The sequence below is a fragment of the Lactobacillus sp. ESL0246 genome (assembly GCF_003692965.1).
Taxonomy (GTDB): domain Bacteria; phylum Bacillota; class Bacilli; order Lactobacillales; family Lactobacillaceae; genus Lactobacillus.
Window position 1 is genome coordinate 21,162 of record NZ_REHC01000002.1, and the last position, 14,113, is coordinate 35,274.

The 14,113-nt window shown below is 34.5% G+C and carries 13 protein-coding genes, 2 tRNA genes and 1 riboswitch; of the genes, 9 read left to right on the forward strand and 6 right to left on the reverse strand.

Translation table 11 applies throughout. From position 1 onward, the window contains the following. Positions 1–8: 8 nt before the first annotated feature. Together F5ESL0246_RS00405 and F5ESL0246_RS00410 are read right to left on the reverse strand one after the other, a co-directional pair. Positions 9–848, reverse strand: coding sequence for a glycosyltransferase (locus F5ESL0246_RS00405; protein WP_122017586.1), 840 nt, complete (start codon positions 846–848; stop codon positions 9–11). A gap of 15 nt (positions 849–863) precedes the next feature. After that, on the reverse strand, positions 864–1,625 hold the full coding sequence (locus F5ESL0246_RS00410; protein WP_122017587.1) for a 1-acyl-sn-glycerol-3-phosphate acyltransferase: 762 nt from the start codon (positions 1,623–1,625) through the stop codon (positions 864–866). 209 nt (positions 1,626–1,834) lie between these two features. Here F5ESL0246_RS00410 and deoC point away from each other — a divergent pair, with 209 nt between their 5' ends. Continuing rightward, the gene (gene deoC / locus F5ESL0246_RS00415; protein WP_122017588.1) at positions 1,835–2,542 is read left to right on the forward strand and encodes a deoxyribose-phosphate aldolase; all 708 of its coding nucleotides are present in this window, start codon (positions 1,835–1,837) and stop codon (positions 2,540–2,542) included. 103 nt (positions 2,543–2,645) lie between these two features. Next, entirely contained in the window at positions 2,646–3,380 is a 735-nt protein-coding gene (locus tag F5ESL0246_RS00420) for a GntR family transcriptional regulator (RefSeq protein WP_233551562.1), read from the forward strand. Between the two features lie 155 nt (positions 3,381–3,535). On the opposite strand, the gene F5ESL0246_RS00425 is transcribed toward F5ESL0246_RS00420, so the two are convergent. Both F5ESL0246_RS00425 and F5ESL0246_RS00430 read right to left on the reverse strand, forming a co-directional pair. Beyond that, a tRNA-Lys gene (locus tag F5ESL0246_RS00425) sits at positions 3,536–3,608 on the reverse strand. Positions 3,609–3,766: 158 nt separating this feature from the next. Then, positions 3,767–3,839: transfer RNA gene (locus F5ESL0246_RS00430), tRNA-Lys, on the reverse strand. A 136-nt stretch (positions 3,840–3,975) separates the two neighbouring features. Between F5ESL0246_RS00430 and yycF the strand changes: the two genes are divergently transcribed. The 7 genes from yycF to rlmH all read left to right on the forward strand — a co-directional run bounded on the left by yycF (position 3,976) and on the right by rlmH (position 11,791). Beyond that, positions 3,976–4,692, forward strand: coding sequence for a response regulator YycF (yycF, locus tag F5ESL0246_RS00435; protein WP_122017590.1), 717 nt, complete (start codon positions 3,976–3,978; stop codon positions 4,690–4,692). Between the two features lie 63 nt (positions 4,693–4,755). Continuing rightward, on the forward strand, positions 4,756–6,612 hold the full coding sequence (gene walK / locus F5ESL0246_RS00440; RefSeq protein WP_122017591.1) for a cell wall metabolism sensor histidine kinase WalK: 1,857 nt from the start codon (positions 4,756–4,758) through the stop codon (positions 6,610–6,612). Continuing rightward, positions 6,602–7,933 (forward strand): hypothetical protein, encoded by a 1,332-nt coding sequence (locus F5ESL0246_RS00445; protein WP_122017592.1) that lies wholly within the window; start codon positions 6,602–6,604, stop codon positions 7,931–7,933. The genes walK and F5ESL0246_RS00445 overlap by 11 nt, the downstream gene beginning before the upstream one ends. A 1-nt stretch (position 7,934) precedes the next feature. Continuing rightward, on the forward strand, positions 7,935–8,756 hold the full coding sequence (locus tag F5ESL0246_RS00450) for a two-component system regulatory protein YycI (RefSeq protein ID WP_122017593.1): 822 nt from the start codon (positions 7,935–7,937) through the stop codon (positions 8,754–8,756). A 16-nt stretch (positions 8,757–8,772) separates the two neighbouring features. Then, on the forward strand, positions 8,773–9,570 hold the full coding sequence (locus tag F5ESL0246_RS00455) for an MBL fold metallo-hydrolase (RefSeq protein ID WP_122017594.1): 798 nt from the start codon (positions 8,773–8,775) through the stop codon (positions 9,568–9,570). A 66-nt stretch (positions 9,571–9,636) separates the two neighbouring features. Beyond that, positions 9,637–10,824, forward strand: coding sequence for a S1C family serine protease (locus F5ESL0246_RS00460; RefSeq protein ID WP_122017595.1), 1,188 nt, complete (start codon positions 9,637–9,639; stop codon positions 10,822–10,824). A gap of 487 nt (positions 10,825–11,311) precedes the next feature. Then, complete coding sequence (rlmH, locus tag F5ESL0246_RS00465; protein WP_122017641.1) at positions 11,312–11,791, forward strand: 23S rRNA (pseudouridine(1915)-N(3))-methyltransferase RlmH; 480 nt, start codon at positions 11,312–11,314, stop codon at positions 11,789–11,791. Between the two features lie 37 nt (positions 11,792–11,828). On the opposite strand, the gene F5ESL0246_RS00470 is transcribed toward rlmH, so the two are convergent. Next, entirely contained in the window at positions 11,829–12,482 is a 654-nt protein-coding gene (locus F5ESL0246_RS00470; protein ID WP_122017596.1) for an energy-coupling factor transporter transmembrane protein EcfT, read from the reverse strand. Between the two features lie 9 nt (positions 12,483–12,491). Beyond that, positions 12,492–13,874 (reverse strand): ATP-binding cassette domain-containing protein, encoded by a 1,383-nt coding sequence (locus F5ESL0246_RS00475; protein WP_122017642.1) that lies wholly within the window; start codon positions 13,872–13,874, stop codon positions 12,492–12,494. A gap of 22 nt (positions 13,875–13,896) precedes the next feature. Further along, positions 13,897–13,986: riboswitch (TPP riboswitch) on the reverse strand. Positions 13,987–14,113 lie beyond the last annotated feature (127 nt).

Consider the following 14,113-nt stretch of genomic DNA (forward strand, 5'->3'; position numbering starts at 1 on the left):
GAAATATATTACTTTTTAATTAGATTCTCTTTTAAATCGAGATACTGTTCCAAGATATCATCATATTCATATAATTTTAGCACATCATGAACTCGTTGCACTTCCCAAGGCTTAACTGTCAAAGTATGGAAGAAAGGCCAAAAGCGAAAACTGGTAGTAAAATGTTGAATTACAGTGTCAGATTGTAAGTGATACTGTTCGTTGTAGCGTCGGGGAGCAATTTTTTTCTTTTGCGCAAAATGATTGAGTGCTGATTGATCAGGCATAAAAACAGTTCGTGTTTGTAGTAAATAGCGAATTTTACTAAATAGATTTGTGTTTCTGATTTCCACTAAATTAAGTAATAGTACCCCAGAATTAATGTAATCAAATATTTTATGTTGATGTAAGTTGTGAAAGAAGAATCGTCCCCAATAATCAAGAACCCCAATAAATTCGGTATTTGTTAAATCTTGTTGGTAAAATTCAGTAAGACTCCGGCGATCGATAATGTCAGCGTCAAGATAAAGAATCTTCTCTGGCAATTGTGGAACTTCATCCGCATATAGTCTAAGCATAGCATAGGGAGTAAAATGTGTGCTCATATTAGCAAGCAGTGGCTCTTTAACGAAGAGTTCAGTACAGTCGATCAAATTTAAAGTGTTTTGTGGATTGTGCTTAATGAGAATAGTCTTGAGATAATCAGCTGCATGTTTGCTAAAAGGCTGAAACTTCTTTCGGTGACTTTGAGTGTACATTGTCAAAATATAAATGTGGAGTTCATTAGCAGCACTATTTTTTAACAAGGAAAGAATAGCGATTAAAATTCCATCTTCAGCATGATGATCACCACAAAAAAGAATATTCATTTGGAACTCCTTAAATTAAATTTTTTCATACGTATAATACTCGTAATTGCTTTGTGCTGCCCTTTTTTTCATTGTGAGATAAATTTGATCGTGCAATTTTTGTTGAGCCATCTTTTGACTAAGATGAAGATCAGAATAATACGGACCATCAAGATAAACAGTGATTTGTGGCCGCATGCCATGCTTAGGTTTTGAATAGGTTGTAGTCATGACAAAACTTGGAGCATTAAGCATAATTGGAAAGTGCATGCTGGTTGAAGGAAATGGACGAATCTTAGTGTAATATGGCCAAACGTGGGCCTCAGGATAGATTACAACGACCTTATTTTTGTGAATAATATACTTTACGGCATGGATTAGGTTAGCAGTTTGTTTGACAGTCTGTCCCACTGGTAAACCAAAATAGGGTAAAACAAGTTTTCCCAAGATGGGGATGCCCCAATTAGCTTGTGAGCCAATGGCATAATATTTTCTAGCTGGAATAATACTGAGTGGTAAGATAACATCACCAAAAGGCTGGGTGTGGTTGCCATAAATAAAGTAACCTTGTTGAGCAACTGTATGAAGTTTATTTGCTCCCGCTATGCGAATATCCATTATTAATTTAGTATAAATCAAGCTAATGATAGATGCAGTTGGTCGAATGATAGCAGACCAAATTTTGCTACCAAGAGAAGTAGGGAAAATTGAATAAGTATCAGGTAAATGATAGTTTTGCGTGTGAGTAGTTACAACATCATCACTTAAGTAATGATAACGAAATTTTTTCTTTCCCATAAATTATCCTTTCAATACTAAATAATTTTATCATGAATTTTTAAGTTTAAAAAGAGAGGTATATTACTCAGAAAAAGAAAGTTATTACACAATGATATTTCATTTACTATAGCAAACGTTATTTGTAATTACGTTTTTTGAATTTTTGGTTTGATTTCGCTTACAATATTGCTTAGAATTATATTATGTAATTACAAAAGGAGAAAAAGATGAAATATACTATTGATGATTTTGCTCAATTAATTGATCATACAAATTTGCATGCGAACGCGACAGAAGCCGATATGAAAAAACTTTGTGATGAAGCAAAAAAATATCATTTTAAAATGGTAGCGATTAACCAAGTACAATCAAAATTTTGTGCAAAACAATTAGAACAAACAGATATTGATACTGGTGCGGCAATTAGTTTTCCATTAGGTCAAACAACTATCGCATGTAAGGTAGCAGAAACAAAGGATGCTTTATTAAACGGTGCAAATGAAATAGATTATGTGGTCAATTTAACACAAGTACGGCAGCACAACTGGACATATATTGCAGATGAAATGAATCAAATGGTTGAGTTGTGTCATACCCATCAAGTACCATGTAAAGTAATTTTTGAAAATTGTTATCTATCAAAAGATGAAATTAAGCAATTAGCTTTAATTGCCAAAAAAGTTAAACCAGATTTTATTAAAACTTCTACTGGTTTTGGTACATCAGGTGCTAAAGTAGAGGATGTTAAATTGATGAAAGAAATTGTTGGTTCAGATGTGAAAGTCAAGGCGGCTGGCGGGATTCGTAATAGCGATGATTTTTTAGCATTGATTGCAGCTGGCGCAGAAAGAATTGGCACTAGCTCTGGTATTAAAATTATAGAAGCACTAAAAAAGCGTTTTAAAGAAGATAATATTGAATCGCTTAAAATCTAATTTTTTTAATTTAAACGAAATCAGTATGAGCAAAATTAAATTTTACTCATACTGATTTTTTGATGTGAATGGTATACTGATTAAATAATGATATAAATAGAAAGTGATCGAAGTCAAATTGGCAAAAACAGGTAATCCTAAATATCAAATTATTGCTGAAGATCTTTTGCATAAAATTCAAACGGGAATTTACCCCCAAGACTCAATTATTCCACCTGAAATTGAATTGGCAAACTATTATCAAGTAAGTCGGCCAACTGTGCGGCAGGCTATTTCTACTTTAGTCAATCAAGGTTATTTAGAACGCTATCGCAAACGTGGCACAGTGGTTAAAAGAGTTAAAATTGAACAAGAGTTTACTCACTTAATTGAAAGTTACGGCAAAGAAATGAGTGCTAAGGGAATTTACCCTAAAACTAATTTATTATATTTTCAAGAAGAAAAAGCAAACGAAGAAATTAGTGTCAATTTAAATATCGAGCCACAAACGCCTGTCTTTAAGTTAGTACGTCTACGTTATGCTGACGAACAGCCCATTGTTTTAGTGACAACTTATATACCGAAAATACGGGTACCAGAACTACTCAAGTATAACTTTGCTCAAGAATCTTTATATGATGTATTAGAAAAGTATAACTTGAAAGTAACACATGTCATTAGAAAACTTGAAGTAATGGAGGCTGATGAAACCACGGCTAACTTGTTAAATATTGCAGTTAAACAACCAATATTTTACTTTCATACACAGGGATTGACAGTAGATGAGAGTCCGATTGAGTATTCAATCGCCAAGTATCGTGGTGATATAAATTCGTTTGTAATTGATGTTCAACGGTAGCTTCTAAACAGTTAAATTATGCCTTGTAACTGCGCAAATAACTATTGAACAAGTTTTTTTAATAAATACAAGCTCACTTAATTTTGATGGTTGGTCAAAAAAATAAGTTTTAAAAACAAAAAAACACTGCAACAAAGCAGTGCTTTTTCTATTGATGGGTGGCCAGGGGTTCGAACCCTGGACCCACGGATTAAGAGTCCGTTGCTCTGCCAGCTGAGCTAGCCACCCATTTATTTCTGTTGACAGTTAAACATATTAGCAATTATTTTCGATTTTGGCAAGTAATTTTTGCAAAAAAGAGGAAACTAGAATTAAATTCATCTTTAATTCTAGTTTAAACAGAGGGTAACAAAAAAGCACCGCCTTCTCGCAGTGCTTCTTTTTAATGGGTGGCCAGGGGTTCGAACCCTGGACCCACGGATTAAGAGTCCGTTGCTCTGCCAGCTGAGCTAGCCACCCAAAATGTTATTATAAATAACCAACGAAAACTATTATGCAATTTTTTAGGTTGGATTGCAAGCTTTTTATTAAATTTCTGTGATTTTTTTGGATAATGATCTAAAAATCAGTATAATATAGGCAAAGGAGGTTTTCAATGTCAAAGAAGATTCTCGTTGTTGACGATGAAAAACCAATTTCCGATATTATCAAATTTAATTTGACCAAGGAAGGTTTTGATGTTGACACTGCCTATGATGGCGAAGAAGCAATTAAAAAAGTTGAGGACTATGATCCCGATTTAATGATTTTAGATTTAATGCTACCCAAAAAAGATGGATTAGAGGTCGCACGTGAGGTTCGCCAAACACATGATCTACCTATTATTATGGTAACAGCTAAAGATACTGAAATTGATAAGGTTTTAGGCTTGGAAATGGGTGCGGATGATTATGTTACTAAACCATTCTCTAATCGTGAATTGGTTGCACGTGTTAAGGCTAATCTGCGGCGTCGTAGTATTGCCAAAAAGGTTGAGAGTGACAGTGATAATACTTCGACCAAAAATATCACAATTGGTAATTTAGTTATTATGCCCGATGCCTATATCGTTGAAAAGGAAGGCACCAAAATAGAGCTGACTCATCGTGAATTTGAGTTATTATATTATTTAGCGCAGCATATGGATCAGGTAATGACCAGAGAACATTTATTGCAGACAGTTTGGGGATATGATTATTTCGGCGATGTTCGGACTGTTGATGTAACTGTTCATCGTTTGCGTGAAAAAATTGAAGATAACCCAATTCAGCCCCAGATTTTGGTGACTCGCCGTGGTGTAGGCTACTATGTGAAACAGCCGAATGAAGATTAACAAAGAAAGCCCGCAAAATTATTTTAGTGTGTGGCTTTCTTTTTTAGATGAATTTTATAAATTATGAAAAAACTCAAAAAAAAGTTTAAACACTTAACGATTTCAATTAACGCAACTTTGGCAATTGTTTTCATGGCTATGATTATTGCCACAATTGAAGTTATTGGAGTATATTTTACCAGACAACTTGAACAAAATAGTATTGAAAATTTTCAATCATCAATTCAAGTATTACCAATTGTTACGAACCAGCTTTCGGAACAGTTGGTGAAAGACAATAAACATACTAATAGTAATTTGAACCGTATTGTCAACGATTATAGCAATGGTATAGGTACAATTAGTGAAATTATTGTTGTTGATAACAAGGATATTATTCGTGCAGTATCCAAACTTAATGATAAAAACCGTATAGGCCAGCGTGTCAATAATACTTTGGTTAAACAAGTCACGTCAACTGGACGTCAAGCAACTAAGGTAGTAAACGATCATGGTGATTATATGGTTCAAATTACGCCTCTAAACGCAGGAAATGGCTCAACTAACACTGTGGGTGCGATTTATGTACGAGCCTCGATGCAAGGGGTTTTTAATGATTTGCGTAATATTTCGCTAATGTTTTTGGTTACTTCTTTAGTTGCTGCGGTATTGGGTGCAATATTGTCACTAGTGGTCTCACACGCGATTACTAAACCAATCGAAGAGATGCAAAGTCAGGCATTAAATATAGCTGACGGTGATTATTCAAGTCAGGTAAAAATATATTCAAATGATGAGTTAGGCCAATTGGGGCAAGCTTTTAATACTTTGTCAGTTAGAATTGAGCGTTCGCAGGAAGAATCTGAAAGTGAGCAGCGTCGACTGGATAGTATTTTATCGCACATGAGCGATGGGGTATTGGCTATGGATCGTCATGGTAATGTTAATGTTGTAAATCAAATGGCACTTAACTTTTTAAGTATGAGTAAAGACGATATTATTAATAAACCAATTGCAACGGTTCTTGGTTTAAAGGAATCTTCACAGGATTTAATTACTAATCAAAAAGGAATTGTTATTACTATTAATGCGGGAAGTCGTGATGAGGTTATTTTGCATGCTAGTTTTTCCCTTATTAAACGGGTAACTGGTTTTGTTTCGGGGAGTGTTTGTGTTTTACATGATATTACTGAGCAACAAAAAAATGAAAATTCACAAAAACAATTTGTTTCTAATGTTTCTCATGAATTGCGAACACCCCTCACGAGTATGCATGCCTATATTGAAACTTTAAATGAAGGAGCTTGGAAAGATCCAGAAGTAGCTCCCAAGTTTTTGCAAGTTACGCAAGAAGAGACTGAACGTATGATTCGGATGATTAGCGAATTACTAAGTTTGTCTCGAATGGATCGAGGTGCGGCCAAGCTGGAATTTGAGTGGGTCAACTTTAATGATTTTGTTGCTCATATTTTGGATCGGTTTGACATGATTGTAAAATCAAATGAAAAAGAAGATAAAAAGAAGTATACGATTATCAGGCAATTAGGGACACAAGCACTATGGGTTGAAATTGATACTGATAAAATGGCGCAAGTTATCGACAATATTATGAATAATGCGATTAAATATTCTCCTAATGGAGGCATAATTACAGTTAATTTGAGCCATAAACAAGACAGAATAATTCTAAGCATTACAGATCAAGGGTTAGGAATACCACACGAAGATTTAAATAAGATTTTTGACCGCTTTTACCGTGTAGACAAGGCACGTTCAAGAGCGCAAGGTGGCACAGGATTAGGTTTGGCAATCGCCAAAGAGATAGTAGATAAACATCATGGTCAACTTTGGGCTAAAAGCAAAGAAGGGAAAGGCTCGACTTTTTACGTTTCTTTGCCTTATGAGCCAATGAGTGAAGGGGATGATTGGGATGAAGTCTAGGTTTAAACTAGGGGATATTTTATTACTATTAGGAACACTATTTGTTTTTATTTTATCAATTATCCTATGGATTTTTATTATGACTAATGATCAATATTTTAGTCATATTAATCAAACTAATAACGTTACAGACCAAGAGCATAATCGTAATCGGATAGCTTCTAATTTATATATTCCTACTAGTTCATATGGTTTTAAAAATGGTCAGCTTAACCGATTATATGATTCAAAAAAAAATCTATCACTGGAATTTGTTAATGAATTGAAGGATGTCAAATATCGGAATATTGAGCAAGCTAGTATTGGCCAAGAAAATTATGAACAATTTCTTAATAATCCCAAATATATTCAACTGACTTTTCCCAATGAAATTAGTGCAGATGTTCTTACAAAGAAGAAGTTAACTCAAATTAATCCAAAATTTCGGCGCATATTTATTTCAAATAATAACCATTACTTTTATTTAGGAAATGATCGAACGTTTACCATCTATCGTATTGATCTGTATAATGCTAACTTTTCACGGTTACGTAGCTTTGCGCGTAATGCACAAGGCAAGTTACCTGTCAAATTTGTCCATTTAAAAGACAACTATGAAGTTTTTTATACACAACAGCAACATTGGCGAGTTTATAGTTACTTGACCAATAGTCAAAATAATTCATATTTTGTATCGCGACTTTTAGGAACAGCTCATGTGACGGCTCGCTCAAATAAAAATGGCTGGACGACATATTCACTTAATTACTACACTAAATTACGTGTGCCACAAAATAGTACTAATCGTCATAACTTTTTATACACACGTTATGAAAAAAGTCAGGCCAAAACTGTGAGTGACCAACTTTTAGATAGTGTGGAATACGTTCATAAAATAGGTTTGAGTGAACAGGATTTACGCTACTTTGATTTTGGTGATGGTTCAGTTGACTATATTAATTATATCGAAGGGCTTCCGGTTTTTATGGATGATCACAATGTGCAAGTAAAGACAACTTTTACGCAGGATGCTGTTGAATTAGCATTTAATAATATTGATTTACAGATCCCGATTCCATTTGATGGTCAAACGCGTACATTGCCGCCTAGTGCAGAAGTAATGCAGAGTTTGATTGCTGCTGGTATGAAAAAGTCGGAAATTCAACGAGTAATCGTTGCTTTCCGCGTCGAGCAAGATAATAGTCATGATAATTTGATTAATTTGATTCCTGTATATTATGTTAAAGCTTATGACCAATGGAGAAGTGTTTCTGAATGGGGAAAGCAGAATTTTAGTAATTTAAACAAAATCAGTTCAGTAAAATCAGAAGAGGGGAAATAGGATGGATCGAAAAAGAATTGAGTGGCTGATCTTTGTTATTTTCTTATTAATTGACCTTTACCTTGGATTTGAGATTTGGCGTTCACCAATTAGTTTAGGCAATACATCTGGCTTAACGACTACCAGCATTCGATCAGAGATGAGAGCAGATGGAATTGATCTTCCGCCACATATTTCACATAAACAGCAGTCGGGCTACTATTTGGCCGCTAGAAAACATGACTATCTTTCCCCCAAGGCAGATAGTTTAACAAACGTAAGCATTCACTATTCAAAAAATGATAATGAATTAACAGGTACGCCCAAAGCTCTTGTTTTATCTAGCGGTAACAAGAAAAAAACTTTGCAACAATTAGAGGATTTTAAGAACGATCCAAGAAATGTTCCTTATGGTAAACAGTTCAAATATAATCCAAGTCTATCAAGTGAAACTACATATTGCTATGTTCAAACTACAGATTATGGACCAATTTATGATAACGATGCGCAGTTAACTATTAATGTACATGCTGGTCAAATTGTTAACTATACGATTTCTTATATGGGTCCAATTAGTGCAGTTCGTGAGCCACAATTGATCATTAGTGCATGGCATGCAGTTAAAGCAATGTATACTGATCGTGAAATTGTCAATAATTCACGTGTCTTGAAGGTTAGTCTTGGTTACTCAAAATTAACAGAAGTTCGTGGTAATATAATTTTGCTTCCAACTTGGTTAATTTTAGTCGAAAATAAAACAACTAAAAATATAACGGTTAAAAGAGTTAATGCTTTCACAGCACAAATCTTGCAAGGTAGCTCGTATAATATCCAAAAAAATTAGAAAGAAGGTAGCTGTTGTGAGGGTTTCTATTTTAGCTAGTGGTTCAACTGGAAATACAAGTTTAATTGAAACAAGTCAGCATAAGATTTTAATGGATGCTGGATTATCTGGCAAAAAAATTCAGTCATTGTTAGCCAAAATCGGTGTTGATATTAATGATATTGATATGATTTTTTTGAGCCATGACCATTCTGATCATAGTAAAGGCTTGGGGGTTTTATTACGACGTTATCCTCAAATGGATGCTTTTACTAACAGTGGAACTTGGAAATATTTAAATAAAACTCAGAAAATTGGTAAGCTCCCAGTTGAACAAGTTAATATTATTGAGCCGGGGCAAACAAAAACTTTTGGTGATCTTGATGTAACAGCATTTGCAACAAGTCATGATGCGGCTGAGCCGCAGTATTATGTTTTTACTAGTGATGGAAAACGGATGGTCTTTTTAACAGATACGGGATATGTATCTCAAAGAGTAAAAAGTGTTATTACTGATGCGGATGCCTATTTAATGGAATTTAACTATGATGATATGATGTTACGCAACGGACCATATTCTTGGTCATTAAAACACCGAATTTTATCTGATGTTGGTCATTTATCAAACGTGGAAGCTGGAGAAGCCTTGCTTGATGTGGTATCAAACAAGACAGAACATATTTTTTTGGCTCATCGGAGTCAGCATAATAATACTGCAAAACTTGCCTATCAAGCTGCTAAGCAAATCTTAGTTAATGGGGATGCCTGTTTACCCAGTGATGTTAAAATTATTATGACTGATTCAGAGGAGCCAACAGACTTAATACAAATTTAACAGGTTTATTAACAACTTTTTTAAGGTTTATTGGTATATTAATCAAAGTTATCTAAAGGAGATTAAATGATGGAAAAACATAATGGGATTGTCAAAACAGCCATTGTTGGCGTAGTTGCAGGAATTATTGGTGGTGGTGTATCCTACGCTACCTTAGATCGAATCAATACCGCAAGTTTTAATAATGATGCTCAGACTAGTATTAGCTCTAACAGTGCCAAGACTTCTAAAAACAGTGCTAAGACCAGTGGGACAATGACTCCTGCTTATAATGATGTCAGAGGTGCGGTAGTATCGGTTATCAATATGAAACGTCAACGTAGCAGTAGCAACTCCTTATTCGATATTTTTGGTGATGATGAGCCTAATAAAGACAAAGGTAAGTTGCAGACTTATAGTGAGGGTTCTGGTGTAATCTACATGAAAAGTGGCAATAAGGGCTATATTGTGACTAATAATCATGTTGTTTCTGGTAGTGACAGAATCCAGGTCATGTTATCCAATGGTAAAACTGTGAACGCGCGAATTGTAGGTACAGATGCTACCACTGATTTAGCAGTCTTATCGATTGATGCCAGTCATGTTACTCAAACTGCTGAATTTGGTGATTCTAAGAGTCTACAAGCTGGTCAAACTGTAATTGCGGTCGGATCCCCTCTAGGTAGCGAATATGCCTCTACAGTTACCCAAGGAATAATTTCTGCTCCGGTACGTAACATCACAACTTCTTCAGCAAACCAGCAAACTGTTATTCAAACTGATGCGGCAATTAATCCAGGTAATTCAGGAGGAGCACTAGTTAATTCTGCCGGTCAAGTAATTGGAATTAGTTCAATGAAACTAGCACAATCTGGTGATGGCACATCTGTGGAAGGAATGGGTTTTGCTATTCCTTCTAACGAGGTCGTTACGATTGTTAATCAATTGGTTAAGAAAGGAAAGATTGTTAGACCACAATTAGGTGTTAAGGTAATTGCGCTACAAGGAATCCCAAATAGCTATCGCAAACAACTTAATATCAAATCCAATTTGAAGACGGGCATTTATATTGCTGAAGTAACGAAACGTAGTGCGGCTCAGGTAGCTGGATTAAAAACAGGTGATGTCATTGTAAAAGTTGACAACAAGTCTGTCTCTGATGTAGCATCGTTACACAGTATTTTGTATAATCATAAAGTCGGTGATAACGTTGATGTTATCGTTAATCGCAATGGTAAAGAGCTTAATTTGCATGTTAAATTGCAGGCAGATTAAGGTGAGTAGTATTTTGTAATTAGATAATAAAATAGGCTATACTGAGCGGTTTTTAATGCAAGTATAGCTTTTTTGTTAATAATTTAAATGCGAAACAATATAATGTTCGCTTTTTTAAGCTGTCAAGGCAAATGCTTTTAAGGTAAAGTTGTTAACAACTGTGGAAAACTTTGTGGATTGTGCATAAATTGATAAAATAAGCTCAAAAATGCTGTGGATAATCTGTGGATTGTGTGTAAATAATAAAACAGTAAAATTTGTTAAAATACTTATTAAGGCTTATATATTAGCTTTAAGGGATTTAAAGTTTGTAAAATTGAATAACCACAATAAATTTGTGAGTAAAAAAAGTTGTAAAAGATCAAAAAAATCAAGAACCACAAGTTAAGATAGTGTTTTATATTACAACCACAAAATGTTGATTTGTGTTTTTCACAGGTGTGGAAAAACATAGTGGAAAGATTGGGAATTGAGGGATAAAATGGCGATAAAGATAAAAATTATTTGTGTTGGTAAGCTAAAAGAAAAGTATTTTAAGGATGCAATTGCAGAATATCAGAAGCGACTCAGTCGCTTTGCCCAAATTGAAGTAATTCAGGTTCCTGATGAGCAAGCTCCTGAGAAGTTAAGTGTAGCAGAGCAAGATAAGGTTAAAGAAATTGAAGGTCAACGAATTCTACAAAAAATTAGAGATAAAGAATATGTTTTTGTTACCGCAATCAAAGGTAAGCAAAGTTCTAGTGAAGAATTTGCTCAAGAAATTAACAATTTAGCAATCTATGGTCATTCAAATATTACTTTTGTTGTTGGAGGAAGTCTCGGAACAAGTCAAGCTGTAAATGAACGTGGGGATGAATTACTAAGTTTTGGTAAATTGACATTACCTCATCAATTAATGCGAGTGGTATTAATTGAACAAATTTACCGTGCGTTCATGATTATTAGTGGTAGTCCTTATCATAAATAAAAAAGTAGTCATATCAAAACGATCATTTTTTATTAAGCTAATGCAATATAAATAGGCTTAAGTTAACTATTAGCAAAATTATAATACTTATAGTCCAATCACTTACCTTAATCGGTATTTTTATAATTACTGAACGTGTTGCATTCTCATGATAGCCATGAGACTCCATTCCTTGAGCCAAGTTTTCAGCAGAATTTAGGGCTACAAGAATTGCTTTGAAATATAGAGTAGGTGACCAGAAACCAAGGTAAATACCCCGCATCATTGCAGCCGTGCGAATTTGCCTAATTGCTTGTTTAATTTGTGGCACAATGTTGAGGGCTGCTAAAACCCCATAAGCGAATTTGCTTGGTAAATGAAAATTTTGTTCGAAAGAGCGAGCCATTTGTTCGGCACTGGTATCAACTGCTACGCAATAAATTGTTAAAGTGTAGACGTAAATACGACTAGATAAGCTGAGAGCATTGGTTAAATTTGGTTGTGGCGCAAACCAATATAGGGTGGCAAAGATAGTAACTGCCGCTAGTAGTGGGGCAAACAACGTTATAAGTAAGTTTTTCAATTTAACATGCTTAATTAGTAAGTAAATAATACTGATGCTGATAATTAGGAAGTTGGTTGCCAAACTGGACTCAAAAGATATTTCTAAAGAAATAATTAATGCTAAGAGAAATTTAAAACTAGGGTTCAATGGTATACCTCATTTAGTGACATAAGTTAATTGATGATTAGCTAAAACAAGATGATAGTCACACCAACTAGCAAGGTTAGTTAATTCATGACTGATAATAAGTAGTGTTTGTTTCCTGTCTATTTGACTTTGTCTTAATAATTTCATGACTTGAAGTGCCGAGTCTTGATCAAGCCCACTGAGTGGCTCATCTAAGAGTAGTACCTTCTGGTTAGAGATTAACATTAGTAGTATTTGTAATTTCTTTTGTTGTCCACCCGAAAGAGAATAAACTACCTGATCTAGAAGTTGATCTAAATTCAAGTTTACTAAAGCTTGCTGAATTTTTTGATCAGTGAAAAAATTGTCAGAGCGTTGCTTCTTGCTCAGATTTAGTTCATCTAGTACAGTAATATTAATAAATTGATCGGTTGCTTCTTGGAAAACTTGCCCAACTTGCCGTAAATATTTGCGGGGCGAAAGTTGACAAATTTCTTGTTTGTTAAAAGTTAAGTTGCCTTCATAAGGTAGCATTTGGGTTAATGCTTCAAATAGTGAGGTTTTTCCTGCGCCGTTTGCCCCAGTAATTAATGTTGTTTTGCCAGCAATAATTTGTAATTCGTGTTGGGATAATAATAATCGATTTTGTTTGATTTCAGTATTGGCGAAAGTAAAGCAACTACTTTCATGCACTGGAATGGAGAAAGAATAGGTAGGATGTTGATCATTAGTGTGCAGTAGCAGCTTTTTTTCTTTTTCTTTTAGTTTGACAATCGTTTTATCACGAAACTGAAACAAGTTGTCGCAAATTCCGACATAATCACTAAGAATGTGATCGCTAAGAAAGATTGTTTTGCCTAAATCACGCAGATGAGCCAATTTGGTAATTAAGAATTTACGAGTGGTGGGATCGCAACTAGCGAAAGGCTCATCCAATAAAAAAACATCAACATCCATTGCTACAAGTACTGCCAGGGCAACACGCTGCTGTTCGCCTCCTGACATAGTATTAATTTTTTGATCAAGTAAATGGCTAATCCCGGCAAAATTGACAGCTTGTTGTAATCTTGTTGGGTATTTCTCACGACTAATTTGTAAGTTTTCTAAAGCAAAAACAATTTCCTCTCGAGGAGTTGCCATTGTAAATTGTTCACTAGCTTTTTGAAACATCATCGCAGTTTGAAGGTTATCCAAGTTAATCGAACCACTAATTGTACCGGCATATTTAGGATAGAGTTGTGCTAGTATTTTTAAAAAGGTTGATTTGCCACATCCTGAGGGTCCGATTAATAGCGAAAATTCACCTGTTGGGATGGACAAATTAGTTTGTTCTAAAATAGTATTTTGTTTATCATATGAAAAAGTCAAATTTTTACTTGTAATCAATTTTATCCTCAATATAAAAAAAGCCATCATAACCAAAAGGGTCTGACGACATGAAATCATTAATTTTCCCTTCGCTGGTATTAACCATAGCAGGTTCAGCGGGTATATTCTCAGCCTCTTGGCACCCCGATAATTGATTTCATTATATCTAAAAGCAGGTTTACTGTCTAGTAGAAGAAATTTTTTATAATGGGATAGTTATTGACCAGTAGGATAAAATTCATTAATATATAATAAAATTATAAAGCAGTCACTATTTAAAGAAG